The following is a 20,080-nucleotide window of genomic DNA, read 5'->3' on the forward strand; positions in this document are numbered from 1 at the left end:
CTGCTGCCTCCGACGGCCGACTGTTCGTCAAGCCTAGTTCAGAGACGGCGGAGGGGGAGTCAGGGCTTTCCTTGCAGCGCGCTGGCCCAGGCCAGCAGCTCCACCGGCTGGCGCTGGTCCCAGATGCGCTGCCAGAGCACCAGCATGTGCGCCGGGTCGCCGCGGCTGAAGGGCAGGCGATCGACCACCGGCAGCGTGTGCCAGCGCCCGTCGCGGTGCTCGGCGAAGACGAAGCGGAACGGATGGAAGCCGGTCATGCCCAGGCGCATGTCGGTGACGATCAGCTCGTCGCCGACCCGGTCGTAGCGCAGCACGCCGTGGGTGAACCACTCCAGCCGCTGGTGCTGCGGCGAGTCACGCAGCACGCCGGCCAGTTCCGCGCCCCGGGGGATGCGTTCGAGCCGCGGCAGGCGCTCGTCGAACCAGCTCACCAGCGCCTCGTGGTAGTCGGCGCCATCCACCACCGTGACCCGCCAGAGCAGGCTGTTGAACGGCGTCGGCGAGCTGAACAGCACGTCGGACTGGATGCCGCGCTCGACCAGCACGTCCTGAACCCGCTGCTCGGCCATCCACTTGCCGGCCAGGGTGCTGGCCAGGTAGACGCTGGACAGGCACAGCGCCGAGATCGCCAGCCACTGCGGCCGGTCGCGCAGGCCGCGGACCAGGCCGACGACCACCGCCAGCAGCAGCGGCACGGTATACAGCGGGTCGATGATGAACACCGAGGACCAGGCCACCGGCGGCGTCTGCAGCGGCCAGAACAGCTGGGTGCCGTAGCTGGTGAAGGCGTCCAGCAACGGGTGCGTGATCAGCGCCAGCCAGATGGCCAGGAACAGCCGTCGCGTGGAATAGGCGGGGTTGGGCCGCAGCCGGCGGACCAGCACGGTGAGCGCCACGGCCAGCAGGCTGAGCACCAGCAGCGAGTGGCTGAAGCCGCGGTGGTAGGTCATGTCGGCCACGGCGTCGCCGTAGTCGATGATCACGTCGAGGTCGGGCAGGGTGCCGAGCATGGCGCCGTAGAGCAGGGCGCGGCGGCCCTGCCAGCGGCCGAGCAGGGCGCCCTGGATGCTGGCGCCGAGCACCGCCTGGGTGAGCGAATCCATGGTGCGTCTCGCGAAGGAAGCAGGCGGCTAACTTAGCGCCGGCCGGCTTCGGCGACAGCCTGGAAATTCCGACGAAAGATTTCAACCGCGCGCGGGGTTACAGTGTCGGTATTGCAAAGCCCCCAGGAGTCCTTCCCATGCACCCCCGCGTTCTCGAAGTCACGGAGCGCCTGATCGAGCGGAGCCGCGCCACCCGCCAGCGCTACCTGGCGATGGTCGCCGCGGCCGCCGAGCAGGGGCCGCAGCGCGGCAAGCTGCAGTGCGCCAACTTCGCCCACGGCGTGGCCGGCTGCAGCGGCGCGGACAAGCAGACCCTGCGCCTGCCCGATGCGGCCAACGTGGCCATCGTCACCGCCTACAACGACATGCTCTCCGCGCACCAGCCCTACGAGCGCTTCCCGCCGCTGATCCGCCAGGCCCTGCATGAGGTCGGCTCGGTCGGCCAGGTGGCCGGCGGGGTGCCGGCCATGTGCGACGGCGTCACCCAGGGCGAGCCGGGCATGGAGATCGGCATCGCCAGCCGCGAGACCATCGCCATGGCCACCGCCGTGGCGCTGTCGCACAACATGTTCGACGCCGCCCTGTGCCTGGGCGTGTGCGACAAGATCGTCCCCGGCCTGCTGATCGGCGCGCTGCGCTTCGGCCACCTGCCGACGGTGTTCGTGCCGGCCGGGCCGATGCCGTCCGGCCTGTCCAACAAGGAGAAGGCCGAGGTGCGCGAGCGCTACGCCGAGGGCAAGGCCAGCCGCGACGAGCTGCTCGCCTCGGAGATGGCCGCCTACCACAGCCCCGGCACCTGCACCTTCTACGGCACCGCCAACACCAACCAGATGCTGATGGAAGTGATGGGCCTGCACCTGCCCGGCGCCTCCTTCGTCAACCCCGACACCCCGCTGCGCGATGCCCTGACCCGCGAGGCGGCGCAGCAGGTGGTGCGCCTGAGCCGCCAGGGCGGGCAGTACCTGCCGCTGGCCGAGATCATCGACGAGCGCGCGCTGATCAACTCGGCGGTGGCGCTACACGCCACCGGCGGCTCGACCAATCACACCCTGCACCTGCCGGCCATCGCCCAGGCCGCCGGCATCCAGCTGACCTGGCAGGACATGGCCGAGCTGTCCGAGGTGGTGCCGACCCTGGCCCACGTCTATCCGAACGGCAAGGCCGACATCAACCACTTCCACGCCGCCGGCGGCACTGCCGTGCTGATCCGCGAACTGCTCGATGCCGGCCTGCTGCATGAGGACGTCGCCACCGTGGCCGGCCCGGGCCTGCGCCGCTATACCCGGGAACCCTTCCTCGACGACGGCCGCCTGGTCTGGCGCGAAGGCGCCGCGGCCAGCCTGGACGCCACCATCCTGCGCCCGGTGGCGCAGCCGTTCTCCGCCGAGGGCGGCCTGAGCCTGCTGCAGGGCAACCTCGGCCGTGGGGTGATGAAGCTCTCCGCCGTGGCGCCGGAGCGCCACGTGATCGAGGCGCCGGCGCGGGTGTTCCACGACCAGCAGTCGCTGGCCGAGGCCTTCCAGGCCGGCGAGCTGGATTGCGACTTCGTCGCCGTGGTGCGCTTCCAGGGCCCGCGCTGCAACGGCATGCCCGAGCTGCACAAACTCACGCCGTTCCTCGGCGTGCTGCAGGACCGTGGGCACAAGGTGGCGCTGGTCACCGACGGGCGCATGTCCGGTGCCTCCGGCAAGGTGCCGGCGGCCATCCACATCTGCCCCGAGGCGTTCGACGGCGGCCCGCTGGCCAAGGTGCGCGACGGCGACCCGATCCGCATCGACGGCCGCAGCGGCGAGCTGCGGGTACTGGTCGACGCCGCCGAGTGGGAGGCCCGCGACCCGGCCGCGCCGCCGCCGGCGGAGATCGGCTGTGGCCGCGAGCTGTTCGCCTTCATGCGCGCCGCCTTCAGCCCGGCGGAGCAGGGCGCCAGCGCCTTCACCGCCAGCCTGAGCGCGCTGCGATGAGCGCCGTGGCCGATCTGCTGCTGCCCGAGGGCGTGCAGGGCCATACCCATGCCGACGCCCAGGTACTGGCCGAGGCGCTGGCCGGGCAGGTGGCCGAAGCCCTGCGCACTGCCGTGGACGAGCGCGGGCGGGCGCTGCTGGTGGTCTCCGGCGGGCGTAGCCCGGTGGCCTTCTTCGAATGCCTGGCGCGCCAGGAGCTGCCCTGGGCCAGGGTGCAGGTGAGCCTGGCCGACGAGCGCTGGGTGCCGCCGACCCATGCCGACAGCAACGAGGCGCTGGTGCGCCGCCACCTGCTGCAGGGGCCGGCGGCCCAGGCGACGATGCTCGGCCTGTACCACCCGGCGGAGAGCCTGGAGGAGGCCGCGCGTCTGGCCGAACAGGCGCTGGCCGGGCTGCCGCCCATCGACGTGCTGGTACTGGGCATGGGCGACGACGGCCATACCGCCTCGCTGTTCCCGGCCAGCGCCAACCTGCCGGTGGCCCTGGACCCCGCCTGTTCGCGCCGGGTGCTGGCGATGCAGGCGCCGAGCGAGCCCCGCCAGCGCCTGACCCTGACCCTGCCGCCCCTGGCCGGCGCGCGCCTGGCGCTGCTGGCCCTCCAGGGCGCCACCAAGCTGGCTACGCTGAACCAGGCGCTGCGGCCGGGGCCGGCGACAGACATGCCGATCCGCGCGTTCCTGCACGCGCCGTTGCAGGTCCACTGGAGCCCGTAGCCCGGATGTAATCCGGGGTAATGCATATAGCCTCGGTGTCATCGGTGCGCATGGCGCACCCTACGGATTGCATCCGGTGAAAAAATTTTCAGGGGCCTGTCGATATGCCGTAACGCCGTTCGACCAGGGAACAGAACCCCATGCCGGGGTGACCCCGGGGGCGCCGGCCGGCGTTCCCGCCAAGACGAGGAGAAGGACGATGCGTTTCATGGTGATAGTCAAGGCCACCGCGGATTCGGAAGCCGGTGCGATGCCCAGCGAAGAACTGCTGGCGGCCATGGGCCAGTACAACGAGGAGCTGGTGGCCGCCGGGATCATGAAGGCCGGCGAGGGCCTGCACCCGAGCAGCAAGGGCGTGCGCGTGCGTTTCTCTGGCGACCAGCGCAGCGTGATCGACGGCCCCTTCGCTGAGACCAAGGAGCTGATCGCCGGCTTCTGGCTGTGGGAAGTGGCCTCCCTGGCCGAGTGCATCGAATGGGTCAAGCGCTGCCCCAACCCGATGCCCGGCGAGTCGGATATCGAGATCCGCCAGGTCTTCGAAGCCGAGGACTTCGGCGATGAATTCACCCCCGAACTGCGCGAGCAGGAAGAACGCCTGCGTGCCCGCATGGCCGGCCAATGAGGAGCGACGAATCATGAAAATCCATGCCTACCTGATCTTCGACGGCCAGTGCGCCGAGGCCTTCCGCTTCTACCAGCAGGTGCTGGGCGGCGAACTGCTGGTGATGCCGTTCGGCGACAGCCCGGCCTGTGGCGAGGTGGCGCCGGAACACCACGACCGCACCATGCATGCCAGCCTGAACACCGGCGGCGAGCTGCTGATGGGCTCCGACACCATGCCGGGCGACCCCTACGACGGCATCAAGGGCTGCCACATCTCCCTGCAGGCCGAGGACCTGGCCCAGGCCGAGCGCCTGTACCGGGAGCTGGCGGCCCAGGGTTCGGTGCAGATGGAGCTGCAGAAGACCTTCTGGGCCGAGGGATTCGCCATGCTCACCGACCGCTTCGGCGTGCCGTGGATGATCAACTTCTCCGGCGACTGCCAGGAGTCCTGACCGGCGGTGCGCTATGCTGGGCGCCCCTTTGCCGCGGCGCCCGTTCCCCATGCTGGTGATCTCCAACAACGTCCACCTGCCCGATGACGAGATCGAGCTGACCGCCATCCGCGCCCAGGGCGCCGGCGGGCAGAACGTCAACAAGGTGTCCAGCGCCGTGCACCTGCGCTTCGACAGCCAGGCCTCGTCGCTGCCGCCGTTCTACAAGGAGCGCCTGCTGGCGCTGCGCGACAGCCGCGTCACCGAGGAAGGCGTGGTGATCATCAAGGCCCAGCAGTACCGCACCCAGGAACAGAACCGCGCCGATGCCCTGGAGCGCCTGGCGGAGCTGATCCGCAACGCCGGCAAGGTGGAGAAGGCGCGGCGGCCGACCAAGCCCACCCTGGGCTCGAAGAAGCGCCGCCTGGAGGGCAAGGCCAAGCGCGGCGCGATCAAGGCCGGTCGCGGCAGGGTGGATTTCTAGGGCTGTGTCCCCATTGAGCGTTGTCGGAATGCGCCGTTGCCCCCAGTGGGAGCGGACTTGTCCGCGAAGCTTTTCTGCCAGCCCCGTTCGCGGACAAGTCCGCTCCCACAAGGGGTTGAGCCCCCCGACAACAGTTGACTCGGACATAGCCATTTCTAGAGCCGTTGCGTTGGGCTCCCGGGTCGGCCAGGTCGTTCGTCGGGCGCCGGGGTAGCCATTTGCCACTGTGCGATTTCACTGTGTATAACCAAGGCATAGGTTTCACCGCCAACACAGGGAATGTCGCCATGCACCAGCCGTCCGCCGCCACGCAGAACGCCCACCGGCTGCTCGCCGCCGCCCAGGAGAAGATCGACCTGCTCCAGCGCATCGAGCCCTACCTGATCGACCTGTCCCTGCGCGAGAACCCGGTGGGTGCGCGGATCGGCCAGACCCTCAAGGACAAGCTGGAGATCCTGCCGAAGCTGCGCGAATTCGGCTTCCGCAACATCCTGCTGGGCACCCTCGACTATTCCTACCCGGCCGAGCTGGAAGTCGACGACGACTTCATGATGTACCTGCGCGACCATCAGGTGGACACCACCGGCTGCTTCGCCTTCACCGCCCTGGGCCTGGTCGACGCCCAGGGTCACTTCACGCCCGACGCATCGCAGCTCAAGCTGCGCGACTACCGGGTGCCCAACACCCTGCACGAGATCTACCTGAGCAAGGAGGGCATGGGCACGCAGTACGACCTGGCCACCGTGCTGCGCAGCCTGCCGGCCAGTATCCGCTGGCTGCGCGAGAACATCCGCGGCGACCACGGCGCGCCGCCGCGCATTCTGATCAACATCGTCGACGGCTGCGACGCCTTCGCCGAGGACCCCGGTGCGGTCTTCCAGGTGCTGGAGCTGCTGGCCGGGCAGCCGATCGAGGGCATCAGCATCGAGGACGACCGCGGCACCTACCTGCCGCTGCAGGTCGGCGCCTACGTCGCCGCGGCACGCAGCCTGCTGCCGCCGCCGCTGAAGATTCTGGTGCACATGCACGCCGGCGGCGGCTTCGAGAACGCCTCGCTGATCGAGGCCCTGCTCAATGGCGCGGACGGCGCCTGGGGCGGCCTGCCCAAGCGTGCGGCGATCATCGGCCACGCCTCCCTGGGCGAGCTGATCGCCAACCTGGTGCGGGTCGGCAACCCGAACATGCGCCAGTACCGCCTGGACCGCCTGCTGCCGCTGGCCACCAACCTGCAGGAGCTGGACGACGAGGCGGCGGTGCCGGACGACCTGCCGATCCTCGGCCACAATGCCTACCGCCTGCCGCTGAGCTTCTTCCGCCAGCTGCCCGGGCGCTTCATGGACCTGCCGCCCGAGGCCATCGGTGGCACCTACCGCTACCGGGTCTGCCCGCTGGTCAGCGACACCGCGGTGATCGCCGGGCGCCTGGCGGAGGTGCTCTGCCTGCAGGCCGACGGCTTCCGCGAGGCGGTGCTGGAGCAGATGATCTTTCTCATGCGCCGCGACCTGCGCGCCGGCGAGCGGATCGCTTACGATGAGCCCGACAACCTGAAACAGCTGTACGCCCGCGCCCTGCGCGAGTGCGAGCCACCCGTGACGCAAGCCGAGGCCTGACCCGTGGAAACCGATAGCGCCGTATACAAGACCCTGCTGGAGTCGACCAAGGCGATCCCCTGGAAGATCGACTGGAAGACCATGACCTTCGCCTACATCGGCCCGCAGATCGAGCCGCTGCTGGGTTGGACGCAGGAGAGCTGGATCAGCGCCAACGACTGGGCCGAACGCATCCACGAGGAAGACCGCGAGCGGGTGGTGAACTTCTGCATCGCCCAGTCCCAGTGCGGCATCGACCACGAAGCCGACTACCGGGCGCTGACCAAGGACGGCGACTACGTGTGGATACGCGACGTGGTCCATGTGATGCGCGACGAGGCCGGCGAGACCGAGGCGCTGATCGGCTTCATGTTCGACATCAGCGAGCGCAAGAAGACCGAGGAACAGCTGCTGGCCCTGCAGCGGCAGCTGGAGGAGTACTCCTACAAGGACGGCCTGACCGGCATCAACAACCGGCGCATGTTCGACTCCATCCTCGACATCGAGTGGGGCAACGCCCAGCGCACCCGCCGGCCGCTGTCGCTGATCCTGCTGGATATCGACTGCTTCAAGCAGTTCAACGACCACTACGGCCACATCAAGGGCGATGACTGCCTGAAGCGCGTCGGCCAGACCCTGCTGGGCGCCGCGGCGCGCCCGCGCGATTGCGTGGCACGCTACGGTGGCGAGGAATTCGTGCTGATCCTGCCGGAAACCGACGCAGCCTCGGCGAAGCGGATCGCCGAGCGCTGCCGCAAGCTGGTGCGCAAGCAGCAGATCGCCCATGAGCAATCCAAGGTGGCGCAGCTGGTGACGGTCAGCCTGGGCGTCGGCACCATCATCCCGGAAGTGCGCGACACCCCGCTGGCCTTCCTCGAGGCGGTGGACCGCCTGCTCTACCAGGCCAAGCAGGAAGGCCGCGACCGTCTGCAGCACGGCCACTGCGGTGGCGGCGAGGCGGAGGCCTGCCAGGCCTGAACCGTCCCGTGACCGGGCCAGCCCGCGGACGGCAGCGCCTCAGGTCGGCGCCCCGGTTCCGCTCGCCAGCGTGGCGGCGAGTTGCGACAGGTAATCCCCGAACCCGCAGCGGGCCCGCGCGTCGCGCCGGGCACTGGTGACGACGCTGTTCTGGCCGGTCCAGACGATGCGCGCGCCGGCGCCCTGCAGCGCGCCGACCAGATGCACGTCCTCGTGGGCGCTCAGCGGCGGGAAGCCGCCGACCCGCTGGTAGGCCGCCGTGCACACGCCCAGGTTGGCGCCGTGGATGTGCCGGTGGCCGTCCTCGTGACAGTAGCGCTGCTGGTAGGCGGCCTGGACCTGGCCGTCGTAGCCCTCCCAGTCGTGCACCCGCACGGTGCCGCAGACCACCTCCGCCTCATGTCGCAGCTGTTGCACCAGCCAGTCCGGCGACACCCGGCTGTCGGCGTCGGTGCAGGCCAGCCAGCGCGCGCCCCGGGCGATGACGTGGGCGGCGCCGGCGCGGCGCGCCTGGCCGACGTTGCCCGCGTCGATGCTCAGGGTGGTCACGCCCAGCTCGCCGGCGATGGTCGCCGAGCCGTCGCTGCAGGCATCCAGCACCACCAGGATCAGCACCGGCTCGCCGTCCAGGCCGGGGTGCCGGGCGGCCTGCTGGAGGGCGTTCAGGCACTGGCCGAGCAGGCATTCCTCGTTGTGTGCGGGCACCACCACGCCGATCACAGCGCGTCCTCGTCGAGGTCGACGGTGCAGTGCGGGACGCACCAGAGTTCCAGCAGGAAGTCGCTCTCCTCGTGGCGCACGGCACGCTGCAGCGGCAGGTTCGCATGCAGCAGGCGATGCACCTGGCGGCCGTCCAGCGGGCAGTCGAGGATCGGGTGCAGCCAGTGGCAGGCGAGCAGCGCGCCGTCGGCGCTCAGGCTGCCCAGGCAGCGCTGGATCAGCCGCTGCAGGTCGGCCTCGCTCAGGTAGTAACCCAACTCGCTGAGCACGATCAGGTCGAACGGCCCCGCCGGCCATTCCTCGGGCAGCTGGGCGGTGCGTACCTCGGCGCCGGGGAAGGCGGCCAGGCGTTCCCGCGCCAGGGCCGTGGCGCGGGCGCTGATGTCGCAGCTCAGCAGGCGGTCGCAGCGCTCGGCGAGGGCCACGCTGAGTTCGCCGTTGGAACAGCCGGGCTCGAAGATGTGCGCGTAGCGCTGGCGCGGCAGCGTCGCCAGCGCCAGTTCGCGCTTGCGCCGCTCGTACCAGCGGCGGCGGAAGCCCCAGGGGTCTTCGTTGTGCTGGTACAGCGCGTCGAAGTAGCCGGCCGGCATGCTCATAGGAAGAAGATCTCGCGGGACTCGGCGAAGCGCTCCAGGGTGCCCTCGGTGAGCACCGGGTCGGCGCCGGTCGAGGCGTCGGGTAGCAGCTGCGAGCGGTGGGCCTGGATGGCCGAGCGCTTGCGCGCCAGGGCGTCGTCGTCGAGCAGCAGCTTGCGCGCCCGCTCCCAGGGCAGGCGCGGGTCGTCCGGCTCGGCCCAGTGCCAGGCCCAGATCGGCACCTCGTAGAGCTGGCAGCCCCAGGCCTCGGCGGCGATGGCGGTGGCGCGGCCCACCGCCTCGTGGTCGCAGTGGCCGTCGGCGTGCCAGGTGGTGATCACGTGGGTGTAGCCTTCGAGCAACTGCCACAGGCGCTCGACCAGGCGCGCCTCGTCCCGTCCCACCTGGCTGTCGGCGAAGCGCAGGCGCAGCCATTGCAGCTGCCTGGGCGAGAAGCCCAGGCGGCGCAGCGCCAGCTGGCTCTCCCAGACCCGTTCGCGGCGCAGGCGGTTGGCCGACCAGGCGCTGGAGCCCGGGTGGCTGGCCTCACCGTCGGTGACGGCGATGACACTGATGCCGGCGCCCCGCCGCGCCAGGGTGGCGAGCAGGCCGCCGCAGCCGAGGATTTCGTCGTCCGGGTGGGGCGCGACGATGGCGACCCGGGCGCCCGGCGGCAGTAGCTCGTCGATGCCGATGGGCGCGACGTCGGCCAGCCGGTTCGAGCCGCGCCAGGCGCTGGCCGGGGTGCCGGCGCCGCGGATCGGGTTGAGGGCTTCGCTCATAGGTTCCATGCCTCCGTGGGCCGCTCCAGCGCCAGTTCGCCCAGGCGTTGCAGGTCCCGCTCGGCGTGGCTCTGGCGCAGGAATACCGGCAGGTCGGCCATCAGCCGGGCGAAGTGCGGGTCGCGGCAGTAGGGGGTGGCGCCGAGGGCGCGGCCGGCGTGGCGGATGACCGCGTCCAGCGCGTCCTCGACCACGGCGCGCACCCGGCGCGCTTGGTACTCGGCGTCCTGGCGCGGGTGCCGGTCAATCCAGCGGGCGCAGTCGCGCAGCGCGTCGCGGGCCGAGGCCAGGGCCTTGTCCAGGGCGCCCAGGTGGGCCAGGCCGTGGGCGTCGCGGCGCACGTGGTGGTGGGCGTGGCGGCCGAGCGCCGCACCGGCGCCGTACCAGCAGGCGGCGACGCCCGCCGCGCCGTGCCAGAAGCCGGGCCGCTCGACATACACCGAGGTGTCGCCGATGCACTGCCCCAGGGCTTCCTCCAGCACGATCTCGACGCTGTCGGCGGCGGCCATGCCGACCGCCTGCCAGCCCTGGTCCGTCACCCGCACGCCGGGCTGTTGCAGGGCCAGGGTGACCAGCTGCGGCTGGCCCTGTTCGTCCCACACGGTCATCACTGCGTGGTCGACGTGGGCGGCGCCCGAGCACCACGCCTTGCGCCCGCACAGGACGACCTGGTCATGGGTGCGCCCGGCGATCTCGACCCGCGCCTGGGGTGGCTCGGCGGCCCACACGGCCCACAGACCCGCCACCCGGTTGGTGTCGGCGCCCAGTTCGTGGAGGATCGCGTGGGCGTCGGTGTGGCCCTCGAACAGCTTGACCAGCGCCAGGTCCGCCGCCGCCACCTGGGCCAAGGTCTGCCAGCGCTGCAGGGTGGCGCCCTGGCCGGGGTAGGGCAGTTCGGTCAGCCCCGCCGACAGCAGCACCTGCATCTGCAGGGCGACGCCCAGCGCCGGCCGTTCCACCGGGCGCTGGCTGAAGTCGCGGAGCATGGTTTCGAGTCCGATCAGGTGTGCGGAGGCCATCGAGGGTGCTTGCCTGCCTTGGGTGCCGTGTCCTTATCCGATGACCGCGCCGCCCGCCACGCGGTTCAGGGAGAACGTGGGGGTCATTGCGTTCGAACTTTTGCCGGCCGTCGTGGCCTCTAGGGCTTGAGCGAAAGAAGGGGGGCACATGAGCAGAGCGGCGAAACCCAGGGCGAGCGTGATCTGCCAGCAGGACGGCAAGGTGCTGCTGGTGCGCAAGGCGGAGGCGAAATGGACCCTGCCCGGCGGCAAGATCGAGGCCAACGAGGGACCGGCCGAGGCCGCGCTGCGCGAGCTGAACGAGGAAACCGGGCTGGCCTCGGAAACCCTTGAGTATCTTGCCACCCACGAGTTCGCCACCCGTGCCCACCATGTGTTCCGCCTGGCCGTGCCCGAGGCCCTGGCCGCCACCCCGAGGAACGAGATCGCCGACTGCCGCTGGTTCTCCGCCGAGGACGTGGCGCGCAAGCCGGTCAAGCGGCCCTGCCTGGAGCTGCTGCGGCTGTACTGCCAGGCGCCGGCCGCGTCGGGGCCGCTGGGGTAGGAAAGATTCCGTCATTCCCGCGCAGGCGGGAATCCATGCGTAGGGCGGGGCACCGCGTTCCTGGGTCCCCGCCTTCGCGGGGACGACGGGGCGTTGGGCGCGCGCGTAGCTGCGGCTCTCCTCGATTGGTGCAGGCAAGGCCCTGTATGGACCAAGTAGGAAACTTCCTCGTCATTCCCGCGAAGGCGGGAATCCATATGCGGGGCAGGGCGCCGCGTTCCTGGGTCCCCGCCTTCGCGGGGACGACGGGGCGTTGGGCGCGCGCGTAGCTGCGATTCTCCTCGATTGGCGCAGGCAAGGCCCTGTACGGACAAGTAGGAAACTTCCCCGTCATTCCCGCGCAGGCGGGAATCCATGCGTATGGCAGGACACCGCGTTTCTGGGTCCCCGTCTGCGCGGGGACGACGGGGCGTTGGGGGGGCGCGCGTAGCTGCGGTTCTCCTCGATTGGCGTAGGCAAGGCCCTGTGTGGACAAGTAGGAAACTTCTCCGTCATTCCCGCGAAGGCGGGAATCCATGCGTATGGCAGGGCGCCGCGTGCCTGGGTCCCCGCCTTCGCGGGGACGACGGGGCGTTGGGGGGACGCGTAGCTGCGGCTCTCCTCGATTAGCGCAGGCAAGGCCCTGTACGGACCAAATAGGAAACTTCTCCGTCATTCCCGCGCAGGCGGGAATCCATGTGTGGGGCAGGGCGCCGCGTTACTGGGTCCCCGCCTTCGCGGGGACGACGGGGTGTGTGGGGCGTGCAGTCACTGTTCCGCCCGATTGCCCACGGGCCAAGCGCGGGTTGCACCCGCCCTACGGTAGCCCGGATGCAATCCGGGGTGGCGCGTGGGGCGAATGCGGGGGCTATCCGCCCTGCTGGATGATCAGGTCGGGCCAGGTGGATGACCAGTTCTTGCTGTGCAGGCGTTCGCGGTAGAGGTGTAGTTTCTCCGTCTGGAAGCGCAGCGTGGGGCGTACTCGCAGGTCGAACAGGTCCTCCAGGCCCAGCGGGGCGGCGATCTCGATGCCGTTGGCGCCGAGCCTGGCGGCCACCGCCGTGGCGGTTTCCGGCCAGTGGCGCATGGCGTCGGTCGCCGAGCGGTAGGGCGGATCGTCGTTGCGTTGGTGCATGCGCGCCTGGTTCTTCACCGACCAGGCGAGCGAGCCGTCCAGGCGTCTCAGCGAGGCTTCGAGGGCGGCATCCCGCTCGGCGCTGGCGCCGCCGGCGTCGAACCAGATCACGTCGATGTCCGCCGGTAGCGGCGAGTGGTCGCGCCGGTGCAGGTGATCCCACACCGCGCTGCGCACGAAGCCCGCCGCCACCCATCCATCCGGCAGATCCAGTTCACGCACCAGGCGCAGTATCCGCATGCGCTCGGCGTCGGCGGCGATCAGGTGTTCCAGTTGCGAAAAAAGCGGGTTCATCTCGGTCCCGTGTCGGGTCGTCACCCGCGGACTGTAGCCGATCTCGCCATTTTCGCGGTGACCGGGACGTGGGAGCAAGGTCTCGACGCCCGGCCCGGTGAGGCCGGAGACTGCGCCGCCCGGCCCGGGCCGAAAAAACGGTAGAACCTCCGCCCGGGGCATTCCTCATAACTAGGTCCACCCTCGTTCCCGACCGTGAACGAAGCCAGCCATGAGGAGAACAGCACCATGTCAGCCAAGAAGAAAGGCGCCAGCCAGGCAGCGGGCACCCAGACCACCGACCGCGGCAACAGCAACGCCAAACTGGACCAGCTCGAGACCTGGCGCGAGGACGCCAGCGGCCAGGCCCTGACCTCCAACACCGGTGTCAAGGTGGCCGACAACCAGAACACGCTGAAGGCCGGCGAGCGGGGCCCCTCGCTGCTGGAAGACTTCCTGATGCGCGAGAAGATCACCCACTTCGACCACGAGCGCATCCCCGAGCGCGTGGTGCACGCCCGTGGCGCGGCGGCCCACGGCTACTTCCAGGTGTACGAGCCGCTGGGCGAGCTGACCAAGGCCGACTTCCTCAACCACCCGCAGAAGAAGACCCCGGTGTTCGTCCGCTTCTCCACCGTGCAGGGCCCGCGCGGCTCGGCGGACACGGTGCGCGATGTGCGCGGCTTCGCCACCAAGTTCTACACCGACGAGGGCAACTTCGATCTGGTCGGCAACAACATGCCGGTGTTCTTCATCCAGGACGCGATCAAGTTCCCCGACTTCGTCCATGCGGTGAAGCCCGAGCCGCACAACGAGATCCCCACCGGCGCCTCGGCCCACGACACCTTCTGGGACTTCGTCTCGCTGCAGCCGGAGTCGGCGCACATGGTCCAGTGGGCCATGTCCGACCGCGGCATCCCGGTGTCCTACCGGGCCATGGAAGGCTTCGGCGTGCACACCTTCCGCCTGGTCAACGCCGAGGGTCGCAGCGTGTTCGTCAAGTTCCACTGGAAGCCGGTGTCCGGCGTCTACTCGCTGGTCTGGGACGAGGCGCAGAAGCTCGCCGGCAAGGACCCGGATTTCAACCGCCGGCAGCTCTGGGATGACATCGAGAACGGCGACTACCCCGAGTGGGAGCTGGGCCTGCAGGTGATCCCCGAGGAGGACGAGCACAAGTTCGACTTCGACCTGCTCGACCCGACCAAGCTGGTGCCCGAGGAACTGGTGCCGGTGCGCCGGGTGGGCAAGATGGTGCTCAACCGCAACCCGGACAACTTCTTCGCCGAGACCGAGCAGGCCGCCTTCCACATCGGCCACCTGGTGCCCGGCATCGACTTCACCAACGACCCGCTGCTGCAGGGCCGGCTGTTCTCCTACACCGACACCCAGCTGCTGCGTCTGGGCGGGCCGAACTTCAACGAGCTGCCGATCAACCGGCCGCTGTGCCCGTTCCACAACAATCAGCGCGATGCGCCGCACCGGCAGACCATCAACAAGGGCCGCGCCGCCTACGAGCCCAACTCCATCGACGGCGGCTGGCCCAAGGAAACGCCGGAGGCGCCCAGCGGCGGCGGCTTCGCCTCGTATCCGGAGCCCATGAGCGGGGTGAAGCTGCGCAAGCGCGCCGATTCCTTCGCCGACCACTTCTCCCAGGCGCGGCTGTTCTGGAACAGCATGGCGCCCCACGAGAAGGAACACATGATCGCTTCCTACAGCTTCGAGTTGGGCAAGGTGGAACGCCGCGAAGTCCGCGAGCGCGAGGTCAACCAGATCCTCGCCAACATCGACCTGGAGCTGGCCTCCCGGGTGGCCGAGAACCTCGGCCTGCCGGCGCCGACCGGCACGGCCGCCAAGCCGGCGAAAGGCGCGGCGAAGGCGTCGCCGGCGCTGAGCCAGGCCAACCTGCTGTCGGGCAACATCCGCTCGCGCAAGGTGGCGATCCTGCTGGCCGACGGCGCCGACGCCGACGACATCCGCCACATCATCGGTGTGCTCGACGGCGAGGGCGCCAGCGCCAAGCTGCTCGGCCCGGCCTCGGCGGCGGTGAAGACCAGTGACGGCAAGACCCTGCAGCCGGACGCGACCTTCGACGGCCTGCCATCGATCGCCCTGGACGCGGTGTTCGTGCCCGGCGGCGTGGCCAAGGCGCTGGAGGGCAACGGCGTGGCGCTGCACTACCTGCTGGAGGCCTACAAGCACCTCAAGGCCATCGCCCTGTGCGGCGATGCCGGCGGGCTGCCGAAGCGCCTGCACCTGGAGGAGGACGAGGGCCTGCTGGTGGCGGCGAAGGCGTCGGACCTGTGCGCGAAGTTCGTCGCGGCGATGGCCAAGCACCGGGTCTGGGCGCGGGAGGCGAAGGCCAAGGCCGTGCCGGCGTGATAGGCGTCGCCACCCAGCCGTAGGGTGCGCCGTGCGCACCGCCCGGCTCTTGTAGGCGCGAGCTGGCTCGCGAAGCTCTTTGCGGAGCCTCGTTCGCGAGCCAGCTCGCGCCCACAGTCGTAGCCCGGATGAAATCCGGGACAAGGCGCCAGTCCACCCCGGATTTCATCCGGGCTACCAGGTGTGCGAAAGCGCCTGGAGGAGGAAAGTCCGGGCGCACTTTCTCCTTGCGCCGGAAGCCCGGTACACGCCACCCGGAATTTCACTAAAACCTTCTTCCCGCCCCCACGGTCGACAGATTGACAGGCATTTTTGGCCGCCGGCCGAAGGAGGCACCCATGACTATCCGATGCTTGATTGCAGGTTGCAGCTGGTCCGCTGGCGTCGCCACGCTGATCGGCAAGGAAACCCTGCTGTGCCAGTGCTGCAGCCGCTGCGGCAGCTTCCGCTACGTGCCGGGCGAATAGCCGCCACCCCTGGAGCCACGACCATGCCGCGAGCCATCTGGAAAGGCGCCATCAGCTTCGGTCTGGTCCACATCCCGGTCGCGCTGGCCTCGGCCACCGCGTCCCAGGGGGTGGACTTCGACTGGCTGGACCAGCGCAGCATGGAGCCGGTCGGCTACAAGCGGGTCAACAAGATCACCGGCAAGGAAGTCACCAAGGAAAATATCGTCAAGGGCGTGGCCTACGAGAAGGGTCGCTACGTGGTGCTCAGCGAGGAGGAAATCCGCGCGGCGCACCCGGAGTCGACCCAGACCATCGACATCTTCGCCTTCGTCGACAGCCAGCAGATCCCGCTGCAGAACATCGACACGCCGTACTACCTGACCCCGGACCGTCGCGGCGAGAAGGTCTACGCGCTGCTGCGCGAGGCACTCGCCGGCACCGGCAAGGTGGCCCTGGCCCACGTCGTGCTGCACACCCGCCAGCACCTGGCGGCGCTGATGCCGCTGGAGTCGGCGCTGGTGCTGGTGATGCTGCGCTGGCCCAGCGAGGTGCGCGGCCTGGAGACGCTGGAACTGGGCCCGGCGGTGACCCGGCCCAAGCTGGCCAAGAGCGAGCTGGACATGGCCAAGCGCCTGATCAGGGACATGAGCGACGAGTGGCGGCCCGAGGCGTACGTGGACAGCTTCCAGGACCGCATCATGGAGCTGGTCGAGCGCAAGGCCAAGGCTGGCAAGATCGAGGACGTGGAGCGGGTCGAGGGCCAGGAAGAGCGGCGCAGCGCCGACGTCATCGACCTCACCGAACTGCTCAAGCGCAGCCTCGGCGGCAAGCCTGCCGACAAGCCGAAGAAGCCCGCGGGCAAGGGCACGGCGTCGCGCAAGCCGGCCAAGACCGCGCGCAAGTAAGCCGGGAGCCCGACCATGGCCAGGGCACAGAGCGAATACAACCGCAAACGCGATTTCGAGCGCACCAGCGAGCCGCCCGAGCGGCCCGGCAAGCGGCGCGGCAAGGCCGGCGCGCTGCGCTTCGTGATCCAGAAGCACGACGCCCGGCGCCTGCACTACGACTTCCGCCTGGAACTGGACGGCACCCTCAAGAGCTGGGCGGTGCCCAAGGGACCGAGCCTGGACCCGCGCGACAAGCGCCTGGCCGTGCACGTCGAGGACCACCCGCTGGACTACGCTGGCTTCGAGGGCAGCATCCCCGAGGGCAACTACGGCGCCGGCGACGTCATCGTCTGGGACCACGGCATCTGGCAGCCGCACGGCGACCCGGCCGCCGCCTACGCGGCCGGCAAGCTCAAGTTCACCCTGGTCGGGGAGAAACTGGCCGGCGACTGGAACCTGGTGCGCACCCGCCTGCGCGGCAGCGGCGACAAGGAACAGTGGCTGCTGATCAAGGAACGCGACGACACCGCCCGCTCCAGCGACGACTACGACATCGTCGAGGCGCAGCCGCAGAGCGTGCTCAGCGGCGCGCTGGTCGGCGGGCCGAGCAAGGCCAGGCGAAAGCCGGCGGGCAAGGCGAAGGCGGCGCCCGTAGCCGAGGCGTTTCCCGACAGTCTGGCGCCGCAACTGGCGACCTTGGTCGAGCGGCCGCCGGAAGGGGAGTGGCTGTACGAGGTGAAATTCGACGGCTACCGCATCCTCGCCCGCATCGCCGACGGCGAGGTGCGCCTGTTCACCCGCAACGGCCACGACTGGACCCCGCGCCTGCCGCTGCAGGCCAAGGCCCTGGCCAGGCTGGGCCTGCGCGACAGCTGGCTGGACGGCGAGGTGGTGGTGCTCAACGAACAGGGCCTGCCGGACTTCCAGCAACTGCAGAACGCCTTCGACATCGGCCGCAGCCACGACATCCTCTACTACCTGTTCGACGCTCCCTTCATCGACGGCGAGGACCTGCGCCAGGCCCCGCTGGAAACCCGCCGGGAGCGGCTCAAGCAGGCCCTGGGCGAGACCCGAGACGGCCCGCTGCGCTTCTCCGCTGCCTTCGCCGCCCAGCACCGGGACATCGTCGAGAGCGCCTGCGCCCTGGCCCTGGAAGGGGTGATCGGCAAGCGCGCCGGCAGCCCCTACGTGTCGCGGCGCAGCCCGGACTGGATCAAGCTCAAGTGCCGCCTGCGCCAGGAGTTCGTCATCGTCGGCCACACCAGGCCCCAGGGCAGCCGCAGCGGCTTCGGCGCGCTGCTGCTGGCGGTCAACGGCGACGACGGCCTGCGCTACGCCGGGCGGGTCGGCACCGGCTTCGGCGAGATGGCACTCAAGGAACTGCACCAGCGCCTGAAGAAGCTGGCGCGCGCCGACTCGCCGCTGGTCCACACGCTGACTTCGGCCCAGGCTCGCGGCGTGAGCTGGGTGGAGCCGCGACTGGTGGGCGAGGTGGAGTTCGCCGAGTGGACCCAGGAAGGCATCGTGCGTCAGGCCAGCTTCATCGCCCTGCGCAGCGACAAGCCGGCGGCGCAGATCGTCCGCGAACGCCCCGGCGCGTTCCCCGCACCCGAACCCAGGCAGGGCGCGGCTAAGGCCGGGCGGGGCAAGCCGGTGGTCGCCGGGGTGCCGATCAGCAACCCGCAGCGGGTGATCGACCCGGAGAGCGGCACCACCAAACTGCAGCTGGCCGAGTTCTACGCGAGCATCGCCGACTGGCTGCTGCCCTACCTGGACAACCGCCCGGTGTCGCTGGTGCGCGCGCCGGACGGCGTCGGCGGCGAGCAGTTCTTCCAGAAGCACGCCGAGCGCCTGGCGATCCCCCACATCAAACACCTGGACCCGGCGCTGGACCCCGGACACGCTCGCTTGATGGAGATCGACAGCCTGCCAGCGCTGGTCGGTGCTGCGCAGATGGGCTGCATCGAACTGCACACCTGGGGCGCCACCAGCGACCGCATCGAGACCCCCGACCACTTCGTGCTCGACCTCGACCCGGACCCGGCGCTGCCCTGGCGCAGCATGCTGGAGGCGACCCGCCTGACCCTGGCCGTGCTCGACGAACTGGGCCTGCAGGCCTTCCTCAAGACCAGCGGCGGCAAGGGCATCCACATCATCGTGCCGCTGGCCCGGCGCGCCGGCTGGGACACGGTCAAGGCCTTCGCCAAGGCGCTCGCCCAGTTCATGGCGCGGCAACTGCCGGAGCGCTTCACCGCCACCTCCGGGCCGAAGAACCGGGTCGGCAAAATCTTCATCGACTACCTGCGCAACGGCCGCGGCGCCAGCACGGTGGCCGCCTACTCGGTGCGCGCCCGGCCGGGGCTGCCGGTGTCGGTGCCCATCGCCCGCGACGAACTGGACGATCTGCGTAGCGCCCAGCAATGGACCATCGGCAACCTGCGCCAGCGCCTGGACGGACTCCGCCAGAACCCCTGGCACGGCTACGCCAACCGCCAGCGCCTGACCCGCGCCATGTGGGCGCGGCTCGGCGCGACACCCCCTTGAACGATTTCCGGAGGACCTTGCGATGAGCGACGACAAGCAGACCCTGCCCGCGCAGCACCAGGACATTGCCCACGGCCGCGAAGGCCGCATGCACCCGCAGCCGGTGTACATCGACGAGCGCTACCGCGGCGCCGGCAAGCTGGAAGGCAAGGTGGCCGTCATCAGCGGCGCCGACAGCGGTATCGGCCGGGCAGTGGCCGTGCACTTCGCCGAGGAGGGCTGCGACATCGTGCTGCTCTACCTCGACAGCGAGGAGGACGCCCGCCACACCCAGGCCGAGATCGAGCGACGTGGCCGCCGGGTACTGCCGCTGTCCGGCGACGTGGCCGACGCCGGCTTCTGCCAGCGGGTGGTGGACGAGACCCTGGGCCAGTGGGGACGCATCGACATCCTGATCAACAACGCCGGCGAGCAGCAGCCCCAGGACGGCCTGGAAGACATCAGTGAGCAGCAGTGGGAGCGCACCTTCCGCACCAACATCTTCGGCATGTTCCAGCTGACCAAGGCGGTGCTGCCGCACCTGAAGGACGGCGCGGCGATCGTCAACACCACCTCGATCACCGCCTACAAGGGCAACCCCATGCTGCTGGACTACTCGTCCACCAAGGGTGCCATCACCACCTTCACCCGCTCCCTGGCGCTGAACCTGGTCAAGCGCGGCATCCGCGTCAACGCCGTGGCGCCTGGGCCGATCTGGACGCCGCTGATCCCCTCCACCTTCCCCGAAGACAAGGTCGCCACCTTCGGCGCGGAAACCCCGATGCAGCGCCCCGGCCAACCGGCGGAAGTGGCCCCGGCCTTCGTCTACCTGGCCAGCAACGACTCGTCCTACGTCAGCGGGCAGGTGCTGCACGTGAACGGCGGGTACGTGGTCAACGGCTAGCAGGGATCACGGAGGGTTGGGTAATCCCGCGTCGGGCAGTAGGATGGTG

At 69.9% G+C, this 20,080-nt stretch carries 19 protein-coding genes; 13 read left to right on the top strand and 6 right to left on the bottom strand.

Going from position 1 to position 20,080, the window contains the following annotated elements:
* Positions 1-59: 59 nt before the first annotated feature.
* Positions 60-1,103, bottom strand: coding sequence for a metal-dependent hydrolase (locus tag N5D30_RS01545; RefSeq protein WP_279907366.1), 1,044 nt, complete (start codon positions 1,101-1,103; stop codon positions 60-62).
* A 137-nt stretch (positions 1,104-1,240) separates the two neighbouring features.
* On the opposite strand from N5D30_RS01545, the gene edd reads away from it, so the two are divergent.
* The 7 genes from edd (at position 1,241) to N5D30_RS01580 (ending at position 7,862) form a co-directional block, all read left to right on the top strand.
* Positions 1,241-3,064, top strand: a complete 1,824-nt coding sequence (edd, locus tag N5D30_RS01550) for a phosphogluconate dehydratase (RefSeq protein WP_279907367.1) — start codon at positions 1,241-1,243, stop codon at positions 3,062-3,064.
* A complete protein-coding gene (pgl, locus tag N5D30_RS01555; RefSeq protein WP_279907368.1) occupies positions 3,061-3,777 on the top strand; it encodes a 6-phosphogluconolactonase in 717 nt (238 codons plus the stop codon). The genes edd and pgl overlap by 4 nt, the downstream gene beginning before the upstream one ends.
* 199 nt (positions 3,778-3,976) lie before the next feature.
* Positions 3,977-4,399 carry a YciI family protein gene (locus tag N5D30_RS01560; protein WP_279907369.1) on the top strand — a complete coding sequence of 141 codons (423 nt, stop codon included), beginning with the start codon at positions 3,977-3,979 and terminating at the stop codon, positions 4,397-4,399.
* Between the two features lie 13 nt (positions 4,400-4,412).
* Positions 4,413-4,832 carry a VOC family protein gene (locus tag N5D30_RS01565; protein WP_279907370.1) on the top strand — a complete coding sequence of 140 codons (420 nt, stop codon included), beginning with the start codon at positions 4,413-4,415 and terminating at the stop codon, positions 4,830-4,832.
* Positions 4,833-4,881: 49 nt separating this feature from the next.
* Complete coding sequence (gene arfB / locus N5D30_RS01570; protein WP_220814318.1) at positions 4,882-5,295, top strand: alternative ribosome rescue aminoacyl-tRNA hydrolase ArfB; 414 nt, start codon at positions 4,882-4,884, stop codon at positions 5,293-5,295.
* 287 nt (positions 5,296-5,582) lie between these two features.
* A complete protein-coding gene (locus N5D30_RS01575; RefSeq protein ID WP_220814302.1) occupies positions 5,583-6,905 on the top strand; it encodes a hypothetical protein in 1,323 nt (440 codons plus the stop codon).
* A 3-nt stretch (positions 6,906-6,908) separates the two neighbouring features.
* Entirely contained in the window at positions 6,909-7,862 is a 954-nt protein-coding gene (locus N5D30_RS01580; protein ID WP_279907371.1) for a sensor domain-containing diguanylate cyclase, read from the top strand.
* A 39-nt stretch (positions 7,863-7,901) separates the two neighbouring features.
* Here the strand turns inward: N5D30_RS01580 and N5D30_RS01585 are convergent, their stop codons facing one another.
* From N5D30_RS01585 to N5D30_RS01600, 4 genes are read right to left on the bottom strand one after another with little or no spacing between them, the layout of a single operon-like run.
* The gene (locus N5D30_RS01585) at positions 7,902-8,582 is read right to left on the bottom strand and encodes a glycosyltransferase (RefSeq protein WP_279907372.1); all 681 of its coding nucleotides are present in this window, start codon (positions 8,580-8,582) and stop codon (positions 7,902-7,904) included.
* Positions 8,579-9,178 carry a class I SAM-dependent methyltransferase gene (locus N5D30_RS01590; protein ID WP_279907373.1) on the bottom strand — a complete coding sequence of 200 codons (600 nt, stop codon included), beginning with the start codon at positions 9,176-9,178 and terminating at the stop codon, positions 8,579-8,581. Before N5D30_RS01590 ends, N5D30_RS01585 begins: the two co-directional genes overlap by 4 nt.
* A complete protein-coding gene (locus N5D30_RS01595) occupies positions 9,175-9,939 on the bottom strand; it encodes a PIG-L family deacetylase (protein WP_279907374.1) in 765 nt (254 codons plus the stop codon). The genes N5D30_RS01590 and N5D30_RS01595 overlap by 4 nt, the downstream gene beginning before the upstream one ends.
* Complete coding sequence (locus N5D30_RS01600; protein ID WP_279907375.1) at positions 9,936-10,925, bottom strand: acyl-CoA/acyl-ACP dehydrogenase; 990 nt, start codon at positions 10,923-10,925, stop codon at positions 9,936-9,938. The genes N5D30_RS01595 and N5D30_RS01600 overlap by 4 nt, the downstream gene beginning before the upstream one ends.
* Before the next feature lie 181 nt (positions 10,926-11,106).
* Between N5D30_RS01600 and N5D30_RS01605 the strand changes: the two genes are divergently transcribed.
* Positions 11,107-11,502, top strand: coding sequence for an NUDIX domain-containing protein (locus tag N5D30_RS01605; RefSeq protein WP_279907376.1), 396 nt, complete (start codon positions 11,107-11,109; stop codon positions 11,500-11,502).
* 847 nt (positions 11,503-12,349) lie between these two features.
* Here the strand turns inward: N5D30_RS01605 and N5D30_RS01610 are convergent.
* On the bottom strand, positions 12,350-12,910 hold the full coding sequence (locus tag N5D30_RS01610; protein ID WP_279907377.1) for a nucleotidyltransferase family protein: 561 nt from the start codon (positions 12,908-12,910) through the stop codon (positions 12,350-12,352).
* Positions 12,911-13,105: 195 nt separating this feature from the next.
* On the opposite strand from N5D30_RS01610, the gene katE reads away from it, so the two are divergent.
* The 5 genes from katE (at position 13,106) to N5D30_RS01635 (ending at position 20,031) form a co-directional block, all read left to right on the top strand.
* The gene (gene katE, locus N5D30_RS01615; RefSeq protein ID WP_279907378.1) at positions 13,106-15,268 is read left to right on the top strand and encodes a catalase HPII; all 2,163 of its coding nucleotides are present in this window, start codon (positions 13,106-13,108) and stop codon (positions 15,266-15,268) included.
* 338 nt (positions 15,269-15,606) lie between these two features.
* Positions 15,607-15,735 (top strand): PSPA7_2676 family Cys-rich small protein, encoded by a 129-nt coding sequence (locus N5D30_RS01620; RefSeq protein ID WP_262880149.1) that lies wholly within the window; start codon positions 15,607-15,609, stop codon positions 15,733-15,735.
* A gap of 23 nt (positions 15,736-15,758) precedes the next feature.
* A complete protein-coding gene (locus N5D30_RS01625; protein WP_279907379.1) occupies positions 15,759-16,622 on the top strand; it encodes a Ku protein in 864 nt (287 codons plus the stop codon).
* Between the two features lie 15 nt (positions 16,623-16,637).
* On the top strand, positions 16,638-19,148 hold the full coding sequence (gene ligD, locus N5D30_RS01630; RefSeq protein ID WP_279907380.1) for a DNA ligase D: 2,511 nt from the start codon (positions 16,638-16,640) through the stop codon (positions 19,146-19,148).
* A 22-nt stretch (positions 19,149-19,170) separates the two neighbouring features.
* Positions 19,171-20,031, top strand: coding sequence for an SDR family oxidoreductase (locus tag N5D30_RS01635; RefSeq protein WP_279907381.1), 861 nt, complete (start codon positions 19,171-19,173; stop codon positions 20,029-20,031).
* Positions 20,032-20,080: the final 49 nt, after the last annotated feature.

This window comes from Pseudomonas sp. GD03875, assembly GCF_029840585.1.
GTDB lineage: Bacteria > Pseudomonadota > Gammaproteobacteria > Pseudomonadales > Pseudomonadaceae > Aquipseudomonas > Aquipseudomonas paralcaligenes.

Coding starts and splice junctions, on each gene's coding strand:
- N5D30_RS01545 (WP_279907366.1), bottom strand. CDS start 1,103: ATGGATTCGCTCACCCAGGCGGTGCTCGGCGCCAGCATCCAGGGCGCC.
- edd (WP_279907367.1), top strand. CDS start 1,241: ATGCACCCCCGCGTTCTCGAAGTCACGGAGCGCCTGATCGAGCGGAGC.
- pgl (WP_279907368.1), top strand. CDS start 3,061: ATGAGCGCCGTGGCCGATCTGCTGCTGCCCGAGGGCGTGCAGGGCCAT.
- N5D30_RS01560 (WP_279907369.1), top strand. CDS start 3,977: ATGCGTTTCATGGTGATAGTCAAGGCCACCGCGGATTCGGAAGCCGGT.
- N5D30_RS01565 (WP_279907370.1), top strand. CDS start 4,413: ATGAAAATCCATGCCTACCTGATCTTCGACGGCCAGTGCGCCGAGGCC.
- arfB (WP_220814318.1), top strand. CDS start 4,882: ATGCTGGTGATCTCCAACAACGTCCACCTGCCCGATGACGAGATCGAG.
- N5D30_RS01575 (WP_220814302.1), top strand. CDS start 5,583: ATGCACCAGCCGTCCGCCGCCACGCAGAACGCCCACCGGCTGCTCGCC.
- N5D30_RS01590 (WP_279907373.1), bottom strand. CDS start 9,178: ATGAGCATGCCGGCCGGCTACTTCGACGCGCTGTACCAGCACAACGAA.
- N5D30_RS01595 (WP_279907374.1), bottom strand. CDS start 9,939: ATGAGCGAAGCCCTCAACCCGATCCGCGGCGCCGGCACCCCGGCCAGC.
- N5D30_RS01600 (WP_279907375.1), bottom strand. CDS start 10,925: ATGCTCCGCGACTTCAGCCAGCGCCCGGTGGAACGGCCGGCGCTGGGC.
- N5D30_RS01605 (WP_279907376.1), top strand. CDS start 11,107: ATGAGCAGAGCGGCGAAACCCAGGGCGAGCGTGATCTGCCAGCAGGAC.
- N5D30_RS01610 (WP_279907377.1), bottom strand. CDS start 12,910: ATGAACCCGCTTTTTTCGCAACTGGAACACCTGATCGCCGCCGACGCC.
- N5D30_RS01620 (WP_262880149.1), top strand. CDS start 15,607: ATGACTATCCGATGCTTGATTGCAGGTTGCAGCTGGTCCGCTGGCGTC.
- N5D30_RS01625 (WP_279907379.1), top strand. CDS start 15,759: ATGCCGCGAGCCATCTGGAAAGGCGCCATCAGCTTCGGTCTGGTCCAC.
- ligD (WP_279907380.1), top strand. CDS start 16,638: ATGGCCAGGGCACAGAGCGAATACAACCGCAAACGCGATTTCGAGCGC.
- N5D30_RS01635 (WP_279907381.1), top strand. CDS start 19,171: ATGAGCGACGACAAGCAGACCCTGCCCGCGCAGCACCAGGACATTGCC.